This window comes from Pseudomonas vranovensis (assembly GCF_040438935.1).
GTDB classification, from domain to species: domain Bacteria; phylum Pseudomonadota; class Gammaproteobacteria; order Pseudomonadales; family Pseudomonadaceae; genus Aquipseudomonas; species Aquipseudomonas vranovensis.
Genome location: NZ_CP159259.1, coordinates 2600080 through 2612090, shown reverse-complemented (window position 1 = coordinate 2612090; position 12011 = coordinate 2600080). Strand labels below are relative to the sequence as shown.

Here is a 12011-nt window from a genome sequence, read left to right as displayed (position 1 = left end):
GAGTGAGTCTCGCCGGTGGAGCAATCAGCGTTGCAGCAGCCCCCGCTCGGCCAGGTTGCGCATTAGCGCACCGACCCCGAAGGTCCAGGGCGCGGCCTGGTCGCTGCCGGTGACCTGGTTGTGCAGCGCACCCAGCAGTGGGCTGCTGATGCTCACCCGGTCGCCCGATTTGTGGGTGAAGCCGGCGCCTGGGTGGTCGCGGTCTTCGGTGGGGGCGAACAGGGTGCCGAGAAACAGCAGGAAGCCGTCGGGGTACTGGTGGTTGGCGTTGAGGGTCTGTTGCACGATGTCCTGCGGGTCGCGGCTGATCTGGTCCATCGAGCTGGTACCGGCCAGTACAAAGCCGTCGGCGCCTTGCACCCTGAGGTCGACCACGCACTGGCGTACCGCGTCGAGGTCAAAGCCTTCGTCGAACAGGCGGATGAACGGGCCGATGGCGCAGGAGGCGTTGTTGTCTTTGGCCTTGCTCAGCAGCAGCGCACTGCGGCCCTCGAAATCGCGCAGGTTGACGTCGTTGCCCAGGGTGGCACCGTGGATGCGACCGCGGCTGTCGACCGCCAGCACCACTTCAGGCTCGGGGTTGTTCCACTGCGAGCCTGGGTGGACACCAATCAGGTTGCCGCTGCCCACTGCTGCCAGGATCGGCGCCTTGGTGAACACCTCGGCATCCGGGCCGATGCCCACTTCCAGGTATTGCGACCACATGCCTTGCTCGATCAACAGGGCCTTGAGGGCCATGGCCTGTTCCGAGCCCGGCTTGACCGTGCGCAGGTTGTCGCCGATTACTGCGCGCACGGTGGCCCGCACCGCTTCGGCGCGAGCTGCATCGCCGCCGGCCTGTTCCTCGATCACCCGCTCGATCATGCTGGCGGCAAAGGTCACGCCCGCGGCCTTGATCACTTGCAGGTCGAGCGGTGCGAGCAGGTAGGGCTGTTCAGGGTTGGCATGGGCACCGGAGTTGGCCAGCAGTGCCTCGACGCTGCACACGAACGCGCCGGGGCTGGCGCGCAGCGCTTGCAGCGGGTGGTCTTGCTCCAGCAACTCGCTCAGGGTGGCAAAGTGTCGGGACAGGTCGAACACGCCGTCGGCGCGCAGCACGATAGGCGAGGGGCCGGCTACCTGTCCGGGAATCCAGGCGCGGCCGATCAGCGTGCCGGCAAGGCCGTCGGTGGGCAGGGTGTTTGCTGGGGTCAGGGTTAGCGGCATGGCAGGGCATCTCTGGGCTGTAGAAAGCTGCACGCTAGGTAAGAGTGGCGATAAACTCCAATGGCATATTCTCACCATCCGATAACAACAGGTTATTGCACTAAAGGCGGATTCCATGACGGACCTTTCCTTCTCGCACTTTTGCAACTGGCTCAAGTTCCGCCACCTGGTACTGATCGACACCCTCGGGCGCACCCGCAACATGCACGTCGCCGCGCAGCAGATGAACCTCAGCCAGCCGGCGATCAGCAAGATGCTCAAGGAGATCGAGCACCTGCTCGGTTTTGCCCTGTTCGAGCGCCAGCCGCGCAGCATGCCGCCCACCGCACTGGGTGAGCAGGTGGTGCGCTACGCCCAGGTGGCCTTGAACGATGCGCGCAACTTCGTCGACCAGATCGGCAGCCTGCGCGAGGGCGGGCATGGGCATTTGAAGGTCGGCGGGATTTTTGCCGCCACCGCCGTGGCCCTGCCGGACGCCATCGTGCAAATCAAGCAGCGCTGGCCGCTGCTGTCGATCGAGGTGGTGGAGCAGACCAGCGACCACCTGATGGCCATGCTCGATGAAAAGATCCTGCACCTGGCCGTGGCACGCTTTACCGATGAAGCGCAGCGCCAGCGTTTCGACTTCCAGCCGCTGGCCCCGGAGCCGTTCTGTTTTGTGGTCAATCATCAGCACCCGCTGGCCGAAGCGGGTGCGGTGACCCTGCAGCAACTGCTGGAATGGCCGTGGATTCTCTACCCCAAGGGCACGCCGATCCGCGGGCGCATGGAGCGGGCCTTTGCCGAGGCCGGGGTGGCGGTGCCGCGCAACACCATCGACACCATCTCGATGCAGACCTTCCTCAAGGTGCTCCAGGGCGGCCCCATGATCGGCATGCTGCCCCAGGCCATGGTCGAGCCGCACCTGCACAGTGGCGTGTTGCGCACCCTCGAAACGCCCTTGCACCTGGCACCCCAGGACTACGGCATCCTCACTCGCAAAGGTGAACCGCTGGTCGGCCCGGCCCTGGAGTTCGGCCAGATTCTCATGGCCGACGCACGCAAGGCCCGAGAGCGGTTGGAGGCGACCCGATAACCTTGGGTTATCAATCGATCCACAAATGCCATTGGGAAAGAATCGCTCGCCTGCCTAGATTAGCGCCCAGTCTCTTCAACAGGCTTCAGGAGCGTTCATGACTCAACATGCCGGCCACAACTTCATTGGCGGTGCCCGTAGCGCCGCCGGCCACCTGACCTTGCACAGTGTCGACGCCAGCACCGGCGAGCCGTTGCCCATCGATTTTCACCAGGCCACCCCTGACGAGGTCGATGCTGCTGCCCGCGCTGCCGCCGCCGCGTATCCTGCCTTCCGGAGCCTGGCGCCGCAGCGCCGTGCCGAGTTTCTCGACGCCATTGCCTGCGAGCTCGATGCACTGGGCGACGATTTCATCGCCACCGTTTGCCGCGAAACCGCGTTGGCCAGTGCCCGTATCCTGGGTGAACGGGCGCGTACCAGTGGGCAACTGCGCCTGTTTGCCCAGGTGCTGCGCCGTGGCGACTTCTTTGCCGCGCGTATCGACCGGGCCCAGCCAGACCGCCAGCCACAGCCGCGGCTGGATATCCGCCAGTGCCGCCTGGGCCTGGGGCCAGTGGCGGTATTCGGGGCCAGCAACTTCCCCTTGGCGTTCTCCACTGCCGGTGGCGACACGGCCGCCGCATTGGCGGCCGGTTGCCCGGTGGTGTTCAAGGCCCATAGCGGCCATATGGCCACGGCCGAGCAGGTGGCCTCGGCCATTGTGCGCGCCGCCGAGCGCTGCGCGATGCCAGCCGGGGTGTTCAACATGATCTTTGGCGCAGGCGTCGGTGAAGCGCTGGTCAAGCACCCGGCGATCCAGGCGGTGGGCTTTACCGGTTCGCTCAAGGGCGGCCGGGCCCTGTGCGACCTGGCTGCCGCTCGGCCACAACCGATTCCGGTGTTTGCCGAGATGAGCAGCATCAACCCGGTGATCGTCCTGCCCCAGGCTTTGCAAGCACGCGGTGATGCCATCGGGCGCGAGCTTGCCGCCTCGGTGGTGATGGGCTGCGGGCAGTTCTGCACCAATCCGGGCCTGGTGCTGGGGGTGCGCTCGCCGGCGTTCAGCGCCTTCATCGAGCAACTCCAGGCACAGATCGCCGATCAGCCACCACAAACCATGCTCAACGCCGGCACCTTGCGCAGCTACAGCCACGGTGTCGCCGAACTCAAGGCGCACCCTGGCATCCGGCACCTGGCAGGTGCCGAACAACAGGGCAAGCAAGCCTGTGCGCAACTGTTCCAGGCCGACGCCCGGTTGCTGCTGACGGCCGACCCGCTGCTGCAGGAAGAGGTGTTCGGCCCCGCCACCGTGGTAGTGGAACTGGCCGACCATGGGCAACTGCTCCAAGCCTTGCATGCACTGGGTGGCCAGCTCACCGCAACGCTTGTGGGCGAAGCGGACGAGCTGGCCGGGGCTGCGGACCTTGTGGCAGTGCTGGAGCACAAGGCCGGACGCTTGTTGATCAACGGCTACCCGACGGGTGTCGAGGTGTGCGAAGCGATGGTGCATGGCGGCCCTTATCCGGCCACTTCCGACAGCCGTGGCACCTCGGTGGGCAGTCTGTCGATCGACCGCTTCCTGCGCCCGGTGTGCTACCAGAACTTCCACCAGGCGTTGCTGCCGCAGGCCCTGCAGGATGCCAACCCGCTGGGACTGCTGCGCCTGGTCGACGGCCAGCCGAGCCGCGAACCGATCTGCTAATGGCTGCAGCACCGGGCGCCTGGCGCCCGGTGACCCGATCCATAACAACAATCAGGCATGCCCAATATGCCCAGGGGTCACACCGATGCACACATCAACCGAGCACCTTGCCTCAACGGCCCGCGACCCGGGTTTCGAGGACCGTACCTACCGCAAAGTCATTCTGCGTATCCTGCCGATTCTGCTGCTGTGCTACATGGCCGCGTACCTTGACCGGGTCAATATCGGCTTCGCCAAGCTCGATATGCTCAATGACCTGCAGTTCAGCAACACCGTCTATGCCCTGGGCGCAAGCATGTTCTTCTGGGGCTACTTCTTGTTCGAGGTGCCGAGCAACCTGCTGCTGCACCGGTACGGCGCGCGCTTTTGGATAGCGCGGATCATGGCCAGCTGGGCAATCATCTCGATGGCCGTGGCCTTCACCGTGCCGCTGGCCAAGCTGTTTCATGTCGAAGCCAGCACCATGTTCTACGTGCTGCGCTTCTTGCTCGGGATCTGCGAAGCCGGGTTCTTTCCAGGCGTGATCCTCTACCTCAACTACTGGTTCCCCACCCATCGCCAGAGCCGGGTGATGTCGGGCTTCTTGATCGCCATGCCGATCAGCCTGACCCTGGGCGGCGTGCTCTCCGGCTGGCTGATGACCAGCCTCAACGGCTGGCACGGCATGGCCGGCTGGCAGTGGATGCTGCTGATCGAAGGCATTCCCTCGGTGCTCATGGCCGTGGTGGTGTTCACCTGCCTGTGCGACAACATCGACAAGGCCGCCTGGCTGTCGAGCGACGAGAAGCAGATGCTCAAGGCCAACCTGCAGCAGGATAACCACGGCAAGGCCACCCGCCTGAGCGAGGTGTTCTTCAACAAGCGGGTATGGCTGCTGGTGTTCATCCTGCTGACTTTCAACACTGGCTTCTACGGCCTGGCCTTCTGGATGCCGTCGATCATCAAGAGCGCCGGGATCACCAGCAGCCTCGAGATCGGGCTGCTCACGGCCATCCCCTATGGCGTGGCGGTGGTCGCCATGCTGCTCAATGCACGCCACTCCAACCGCACCGGCGAGCGCCGGCTGCATGCGGCAGTCCCGGCGTTCATTGGCGGTTGCGGGCTGATCCTCAGCGCCTTCTTCGCCAACAACCTGGTGCTCTCGGTGCTGTTCCTGAGTGTCGCCGCCTCGGGCATCCTCAGCCTGATGCCGATCTTCTGGACCTTGCCGGGCAGCGTGCTCTCCGGAGTTGCCGCCGCCGCGGGCATCGGCATGATCAACGCCATCGGCAATCTCTCGGGCTTTACCGGGTCGATGATCACCGCCGTGGCCGAGACCCTCACCGGCAACATCAACAATGGCACCTACGTGCTGGGCCTGTGTTTGTTTGCCAGCGGCCTGTTGATCCTCTCGATCCCGGCTTCGATGCTGGGGCGCCAAGGCAGTGAGACTGCCACCGACCTCAAGCTGGAGACCGCATGAACACAACGCCCCGGCGCGTACTGATCACCGCTGCCGGCCAGGGCATTGGCCTGGCCAGCGCAAGGGCCTTTGCCGAAGCCGGGTTCGAGGTCATTGCCAGCGACATCCGCATCGATGCCCTGGCTGGTCAACCCGGCATCCAGGCGCGGGTGCTGGATGTCACGGATGCGCAAGCCATCGAGGCGCTGAGCGAGGAGGTGGGGGGGATCGACGTACTGTTCAACTGTGCAGGCTACGTACACAGCGGCAGCATCCTGGGCTGTGACGAAGCTGCCTGGGAGCGTTCGCTGGCAATCAATGTCACCGCCATGTACCGGACCATCCGTGCTTTTCTGCCGAGTATGCTCGCCCGTGGCGGCGGCTCAATCATCAACATGTCGTCGGTGGTATCAAGCGTCAAGGCTGTGCCCAACCGTTTTGCCTATGCGGCAAGCAAGGCGGCGGTGATCGGCCTGACCAAGGCCGTGGCCGCCGACTACATTGCCCAGGGTATTCGCTGCAATGCCATTTGCCCTGGCACGGTGGAATCGCCCTCGCTGCAACAGCGCATCGCCGAACAGGCCGCTGCCCAGGGCCTGGGTGCCGACCAGGTGTACCAGCAGTTCGTCGCCCGCCAGCCCATGGGGCGGCTGGGCAGCGCCGAGGAAATCGCTCGGCTGGCCCTGTACCTGGGCAGCGACGCGGCGGCCTATACCACCGGTGGCGTGCACCTGATCGATGGCGGCATGAGCCTCTGAATTTCATTGAATCAAGCGGGAGACCTTTATGAAACTGTTGCGTTATGGCGACAAGGGCGCCGAAAAGCCTGGCCTGCTGGATGCCGACCAGCATATCCGCGACCTGTCTGGGGTGATCACCGACATCGCCGGCGTGGCCCTGGCACCCGAGAGCCTCGCCAGGCTTGCCGGCCTCGATCCGCACAGCCTGCCACGGGTGCCGGGCAACCCGCGCATCGGCCCGTGCGTGGGCAACATCGGCAAGTTCGTCTGCATCGGCCTGAACTACGCCGACCACGCCGCCGAGGCCGGCATGCCGGTACCGGCAGAACCGATCATTTTCAATAAATGGACCAGCGCCATCTGTGGCCCCAATGACAACGTCGAGATTCCCCGCGGCTCGCGCAAGACCGACTGGGAAGTGGAGCTGGGGGTGGTGATTGGCAAGGGCGGGCGTTACATCGATGAAGCCAACGCCATGGACCATGTAGCGGGCTACTGCGTGATCAACGATGTGTCGGAACGCGAGTGGCAACTGGAGCGTGGCGGCACCTGGGACAAGGGCAAGGGCTTCGACACGTTCGGCCCGATCGGCCCGTGGCTGGTGACCCGTGATGAAATTGCCGACCCCCATGCCCTGGACATGTGGCTGGAAGTGGACGGTCATCGCTACCAGGACGGTAACACCCGCACCCTGATCTTCCGCATTGAGCAACTGATTGCTTATTTGAGCCGCTGCATGAGCCTGCAACCGGGCGATGTCATTTCCACTGGCACGCCGCCCGGTGTGGGCATGGGGATCAAGCCTTCCCCAGTATTCCTGCGTGCCGGCCAGACAATGCGCCTGGGCATCCAGGGCCTGGGAGAGCAACGTCAAATCACCGTCCAGGCCGACTGAGGAGCCACGATGAAAGCCGATTTGCTGATGCTGGCGCCGCTGCTGCCAGAGTATGAGGCGCAACTGGCCGAACATTTTCACCTGATCCGCGCTCACACGGATGCCGAGCAACAGGCGTTGCTGGCCGATCGCTCCCAGCGCATAAGGGTGTTGGTCACCAACGGCGGGGAGGGCGTCAGCCCGCAACTGATGGCCGCGCTGCCCAGCCTCGCGCTGATTGCCGTCAACGGTGTGGGCCTGGACAAGGTCGACCTGGAACAAGCCCGCGCCCGGGGTATTCGCATTGCCACCACTGATGACATTCTCACCGATGCAGTGGCCGACCAGGCCGTGGCGCTGTTGCTGGCGCTGCTGCGCCAGGTGTGCCAGGCCGACCGTTTTGTGCGTGAAGGCCAATGGCTTGAGGGCGGCTTCACGCGGTTGGGCACCCGCCTGCGCGGGCAGCGGGTGGGCATACTCGGGCTGGGCAAGATTGGCGCAGCCATCGCCGAGCGCTTGCAGCCCTTCGGCGTCGACCTGGCGTACCATAATCGCCGGCCTGTGCCCGGTTGCCTGTACACCTACCACGCTGATCTTTGCGCACTGGCGCAGGTCAGTGACATCCTCATCGTGGCGGCGGCAGGCGGCCTGGCATCGCGTCACCTGGTTGACGCCCGGGTGCTTGACGCACTGGGGCCTGACGGGGTGATCGTCAACGTCGCCCGTGGCAGCGTGATCGATGAAGCGCAGTTGGTGGCACGGTTGGCAGACGGGCGTCTGGGAGGGGCGGCGCTGGATGTGTTCGAATATGAACCGCAGGTGCCAGAAGCCCTGCTGGTGCTGGACAACGTAGTGCTGCAACCGCACCTGGGCAGCGCAACGCTGCAAACCCGCCGGGCCATGGCCGAGAGTGTGGTGCGGGCAGTGCTGGCGGGGTAACGGCACGGGAGGGCTGAGCGTCCCTCCCTGATTCACACGTGCTGGCTTGCCTGGGCGCCTTCATCGCGGCTTTTTGGCAGTGCCTGCAGGAACTGGTCTATTTGGCGCTCGTTGTGCAGGTGAACTACCGGTACCAGCGCGCCCACCCTCAACCGCATTGCCTCGATGGAGGGGCGATAGTCGCGATCAAATCCCCAGACAAACTTCAGAAAGGTCAGGAACGCCTTGTCCAGCCGCTCGCTGCAGCCGGCGGGCAGGTCCGGGCGTGGCTTGTTCAATACGCTGCGCATGATCACCCGTCGCAGGCAGGTGAACCGCGAGGTGTCCAGCCAGATCACCAATTCGGCACGCGGCAGGCGCAGGTCGAAGGTGCGCCGCGAATAATTGCCTTCGCAGACCCAGGCGTCTGACGCGACCGCCTCCTTGACCCGGGTACGAAACGCCTCGGCGTCGGGCTCGACCCAACCGGGCTCCCAGAACAGTTTGTCCAGGTGTACCACGGGTATATCCAGGCGCTTGCCGAGGGTGCGCGCCAGGGTCGACTTGCCGCTGCCGGCGTTGCCCAGGATGACGATGCGTTGCATGGGTGGAGGCCTCCTTGGCGGATAGCCGGGCATTGTGCAGCACTACCCAAGGTGCTGGAAAGCGCATCGTAACGAGCCCCATTGCGACTGCTGCGCAGTGAATCGCAGCCTAGCGACAGCGGCGACCGCCCTCTGCATGTTGTTAGACGTTTTACGTAACTTCCAGACAATATTTTTAGTGTTTGTTGAGATACTTGTTTAGGAATTACTTAGTTTGCATCCGAAAAGCTTGTAGGGAATTTCGATTGACCCCTTTTGTGGGTGGAATTATTTGCAGGTGCGCTGGTCAACCTCAATACCGCCCTGGTGCGGCTGAACGCTGCGCTCGGACGTCAGGTTCACTCGCCGCTGAGCGTATTGCAGGCGCTTCGCCAGCAGGTAGCCGGCTTCATCCAGAGGGTGCAGCGACAAAGCGCAATCGGCGAAACACTGCCGGTAGCGATGAGCCTGCTTGCGCCGAGCAGGGTGCCGCCAGTGGTGATCATGCCCCCCACGCACCTGCCACCCTTGACGCCGCGTAAAAGTAGGAAAGGTCGGTGGTTGCTCGCACTTGGGGCCGTACTGGCGCTAGGTATGACTGCGGGGTGGTGGGGGCTACCCCATCCCTTTAGGCCCGAGCCGATTCCCGAGCCGGTGCATCTCGACAGCCTGACCCTGTTTGATGCTGGCAGTGCTGTACTCAACCCGGCCTCGACCAGGGTGCTGGTCAAGGCGCTGGTAGACATCAAGGCCCGCCCGGGCTGGTTGATTGTCATCTCTGGTCATACCGACACCACGGGCAGCACCGCGCAGAACCAGCAACTTTCCCATGCCCGTGCCACCGCAGTGCGCGACTGGATGCAGCGTATGGGCGACATTCCCGACAACTGCTTTGCCGTCCAGGGCGGTGCCGCCAATCAGCCGATTGCCAGCAATGAAACGTTCGAAGGTCGCTCGGCCAACCGCCGTGTCGATATCCAACTGGTGCCACAGGCGGGGGCATGTGGCAGCGGTTGATTTTTTCGCGGGGCCAGCCCGCGACTAGCGGGCGTGGTCGATTGCTGTAAACACCAGCAGGTCCTTGAGCTCGGTACTGCTGCGCAGCCCCCACGCACGCTCGATCAAGGCCTCGACGCTATTCCCATCCAGCGCCCCGGAAAACGCCACCAGACGACGGAATTTATCCTCAAGCTCCCGGCGCGACAGGCTGTTGTCCGGATCGCCCTTGGGCGAGTCGATGGCACCCTGGTAGCGGCGCCCATCGTTGCCCAGCACCTCGACCCGGCCCAGCCAACGCTGTGGGTAGGCTGCATCGACCTGGTCATCCAGCTGCATGCTGACCTTGTCGCGAAATGCCGCTACGCGCGGATCACTCAGGGCGTGCTGCTGGAACTCGGTCAGTCCGGCCTTGCCATGCACTGCGATCAAGCCCAGTACCGTGCCCATGGAGAACTTGGCCTGATGCACGCTCTGTGGCACCTCGACCCGCCCCAGCACATCGATGGCACCCTGGTGAACACGGGTGACGACGCTGGCAATGTCGTCATGGCGCAGGCCCTCGTCTCGCATCAACGCCAGCAAGGCATCGGCCGCCGGATGGGTATGGCGGCAGGAGGCGTGAAACTTGAACGAGGTTTCCAGCAGCGCCCAGCGGCTGCCCAGGCGATCGGACAGGCACGCTGGCCTGGCGTCACTGGACATGCCCGCGGCCATGCCCTGGTCACCTTCAAGAATGTTGCGGGCGCCGGTCAGGCCGTCAGCAGTGAGGTAAGCCGCCAGCAAGCCATCAGCCGCGGCCTTGGCGGTATGCAATTGCTTGGAGTCGGCGGCATCGCGCAAGAACTCCCACAGGCCGGCGGCCTGGGTGCCGGCGCTGCCGAGCAGGTTGATGAACGCTTCCTCGTCGAAGTCCATCAGCTTGCCGACCGACACCGCCGCGGCGAGGGTGCCAACGGTGGCGGTGGTGTGGAAGGTGCGGTAATGGGAACGCCCCAGGAATTCACCGATACGGATGCCGGCTTCGTAGCCTGCCACCGTTGCCAGCAGCAGTTGGCTGCCCGACTTGCCCAGGTCCTGCGCCGCTGCCAGTACGGCAGGGAAGACAACGGTGGCCGGGTGCAGCACCGAGCTGTTGTGCAGGTCGTCCTGCTCCACCAGGTGCGAGGAGGCGCCATTGACCAGCGCTGCGAAGTACGGCGAACTGCGCAGGCCATTGACCAGGAGGGTGGACGGGCCGTCGGCCGGTCCCATTCTCGCGGCGTAGCGCTCGAACAACGGGATCGGGTGCGAGCCTTGGCTGGCCAGGGCTGAACCCAGCCAGTCAAGGAACAGGTCTTCGCTACGCGAAAGCACCTCGTTGGGCAAGTCTGAGTATTTCAGGCTCGCTAGAAATGCGGCCAGGTGGCGGGTATGGCTCATGCGTTCGATCCTTGGGTTGTCCCGTTTTTCGCAGCGCACTCGGCGCAAGCGCTGGGCATAAAGTTAGCAAGCTAACAAAATTCCCGGCCACCACCTGAAATGGGGGGCAAGGTGGCCTCACGTCAAATTGTCCCAATACGGCGGTGAGCCGATGGCGTCGAGAAAGTAGTCCCATACCCGTCGTACTTTTTGCGAGCGAAGGCGGTTTTCCGGGGAGATCAAGTGGATCTGACTGGGCGTTGCATCCACCGAGCCTTCCCAGTCAGGCAACAACTGGACCAAGGTCTTGTTCCTGAAGTGCTCGTTGTCAAACAGCCAGGAAGGAAACAGTACAATGCCCCGGCCTGCCAGCGCCGCTTCCACCAGTACCTGAGCGTTGTTGCTGCGCAGCGGGCCTTGCACGTCGATGATCGTAGTCGCCTCGGTGCCCGGGCGGCGGAAATGCCAGCGTTGGGCGCCACCGGTTCCTTTGTAGACCAGGCAGCAGTGCTGTTGCAGGTCCTCGGGAACGGCAGGTTTACCGTAGCGCTGCACATACTCGGCGCTGGCGCACAGGACGAATCGCTGGTCGCAGAGTGTGCGCCCGATCAGCCCTGAATCCTGCAGGTGGCCCACCCGGAAGGTGAGGTCGGCGCCTTCCTGCACCGGATCGATAAAGGCATCGGTGACCGTCAGCTCGACGGTCAGGTCGGGGTATTGCCGGTACAAGCCATCAAGCAGCTTGACGATATGCAGGTGGCCGAACGCGACCGGCGCATTGATGCGCACCAGGCCGCGAACGTCGCCGACCTTGCCACTGATGTCTTCATTGGCGGTGTCGAGCAGCTCCAGCACTTCGCGGATCTGCACGTAGTAGCGCTGGCCGGCGTCGGTCAGTTTCACCGCACGGGTGTTGCGGTACAGCAGTTGCTGCCCCACCTCGCGTTCAAGCGCGGCAATGAAGCGCGACACCGACGAGGCAGGTACCTGGAAGTGGCGGGCGGTGGCGGAAAAGCTCCCGGTTACCGCCACCATCGCGAAGAAACGGTGGGCCTTGAGATGCATTGAAGGGACTCTGGTTGCTGCAATGGCAAT

Annotated in this window: 11 protein-coding genes; 7 read left to right on the top strand and 4 right to left on the bottom strand. The window is 64.0% G+C overall.

Going from position 1 to position 12011, the window contains the following annotated elements; genetic code table 11:
• Window positions 1–24 precede the first annotated feature (24 nt).
• The gene (locus ABVN19_RS12005) at window positions 25–1206 is read right to left on the bottom strand and encodes a fumarylacetoacetate hydrolase family protein (RefSeq protein WP_105642810.1); all 1182 of its coding nucleotides are present in this window, start codon (window positions 1204–1206) and stop codon (window positions 25–27) included.
• A 115-nt stretch (window positions 1207–1321) separates the two neighbouring features.
• Between ABVN19_RS12005 and ABVN19_RS12000 the strand changes: the two genes are divergently transcribed.
• The 6 genes from ABVN19_RS12000 (at window position 1322) to ABVN19_RS11975 (ending at window position 7956) form a co-directional block, all read left to right on the top strand.
• The gene (locus ABVN19_RS12000) at window positions 1322–2281 is read left to right on the top strand and encodes a LysR family transcriptional regulator (protein WP_028944854.1); all 960 of its coding nucleotides are present in this window, start codon (window positions 1322–1324) and stop codon (window positions 2279–2281) included.
• Window positions 2282–2378: 97 nt separating this feature from the next.
• Window positions 2379–3962 (top strand): aldehyde dehydrogenase (NADP(+)), encoded by a 1584-nt coding sequence (locus ABVN19_RS11995; RefSeq protein WP_105642811.1) that lies wholly within the window; start codon window positions 2379–2381, stop codon window positions 3960–3962.
• Window positions 3963–4047: 85 nt separating this feature from the next.
• A complete protein-coding gene (locus tag ABVN19_RS11990; protein ID WP_028944856.1) occupies window positions 4048–5424 on the top strand; it encodes an MFS transporter in 1377 nt (458 codons plus the stop codon).
• Window positions 5421–6161 (top strand): SDR family oxidoreductase, encoded by a 741-nt coding sequence (locus ABVN19_RS11985; protein WP_028944857.1) that lies wholly within the window; start codon window positions 5421–5423, stop codon window positions 6159–6161. The genes ABVN19_RS11990 and ABVN19_RS11985 overlap by 4 nt, the downstream gene beginning before the upstream one ends.
• Window positions 6162–6189: 28 nt before the next feature.
• Entirely contained in the window at window positions 6190–7038 is an 849-nt protein-coding gene (locus ABVN19_RS11980; RefSeq protein ID WP_105642812.1) for an ureidoglycolate lyase, read from the top strand.
• A 9-nt stretch (window positions 7039–7047) separates the two neighbouring features.
• Window positions 7048–7956, top strand: coding sequence for a 2-hydroxyacid dehydrogenase (locus ABVN19_RS11975; RefSeq protein WP_105642813.1), 909 nt, complete (start codon window positions 7048–7050; stop codon window positions 7954–7956).
• 32 nt (window positions 7957–7988) lie between these two features.
• Here the strand turns inward: ABVN19_RS11975 and ABVN19_RS11970 are convergent, their stop codons facing one another.
• The gene (locus tag ABVN19_RS11970) at window positions 7989–8540 is read right to left on the bottom strand and encodes an AAA family ATPase (protein WP_105642814.1); all 552 of its coding nucleotides are present in this window, start codon (window positions 8538–8540) and stop codon (window positions 7989–7991) included.
• A 261-nt stretch (window positions 8541–8801) separates the two neighbouring features.
• Here ABVN19_RS11970 and ABVN19_RS11965 point away from each other — a divergent pair, with 261 nt between their 5' ends.
• A complete protein-coding gene (locus ABVN19_RS11965) occupies window positions 8802–9536 on the top strand; it encodes an OmpA family protein (protein WP_245219098.1) in 735 nt (244 codons plus the stop codon).
• A 24-nt stretch (window positions 9537–9560) separates the two neighbouring features.
• Here the strand turns inward: ABVN19_RS11965 and ABVN19_RS11960 are convergent, their stop codons facing one another.
• On the bottom strand, window positions 9561–10937 hold the full coding sequence (locus ABVN19_RS11960) for an MmgE/PrpD family protein (protein WP_028944862.1): 1377 nt from the start codon (window positions 10935–10937) through the stop codon (window positions 9561–9563).
• 117 nt (window positions 10938–11054) lie between these two features.
• Window positions 11055–11981: a LysR family transcriptional regulator gene (locus tag ABVN19_RS11955; RefSeq protein ID WP_105642815.1), complete on the bottom strand. Its 927-nt coding sequence runs from the start codon at window positions 11979–11981 to the stop codon at window positions 11055–11057.
• Between the last annotated feature and the right edge of the window lie 30 nt (window positions 11982–12011).

Coding starts and splice junctions, on each gene's coding strand:
- ABVN19_RS11990 (WP_028944856.1), top strand. CDS start 4,048: ATGCACACATCAACCGAGCACCTTGCCTCAACGGCCCGCGACCCGGGT.
- ABVN19_RS11955 (WP_105642815.1), bottom strand. CDS start 11,981: ATGCATCTCAAGGCCCACCGTTTCTTCGCGATGGTGGCGGTAACCGGG.
- ABVN19_RS12005 (WP_105642810.1), bottom strand. CDS start 1,206: ATGCCGCTAACCCTGACCCCAGCAAACACCCTGCCCACCGACGGCCTT.
- ABVN19_RS11975 (WP_105642813.1), top strand. CDS start 7,048: ATGAAAGCCGATTTGCTGATGCTGGCGCCGCTGCTGCCAGAGTATGAG.
- ABVN19_RS11970 (WP_105642814.1), bottom strand. CDS start 8,540: ATGCAACGCATCGTCATCCTGGGCAACGCCGGCAGCGGCAAGTCGACC.
- ABVN19_RS11995 (WP_105642811.1), top strand. CDS start 2,379: ATGACTCAACATGCCGGCCACAACTTCATTGGCGGTGCCCGTAGCGCC.
- ABVN19_RS11960 (WP_028944862.1), bottom strand. CDS start 10,937: ATGAGCCATACCCGCCACCTGGCCGCATTTCTAGCGAGCCTGAAATAC.
- ABVN19_RS11980 (WP_105642812.1), top strand. CDS start 6,190: ATGAAACTGTTGCGTTATGGCGACAAGGGCGCCGAAAAGCCTGGCCTG.
- ABVN19_RS12000 (WP_028944854.1), top strand. CDS start 1,322: ATGACGGACCTTTCCTTCTCGCACTTTTGCAACTGGCTCAAGTTCCGC.
- ABVN19_RS11985 (WP_028944857.1), top strand. CDS start 5,421: ATGAACACAACGCCCCGGCGCGTACTGATCACCGCTGCCGGCCAGGGC.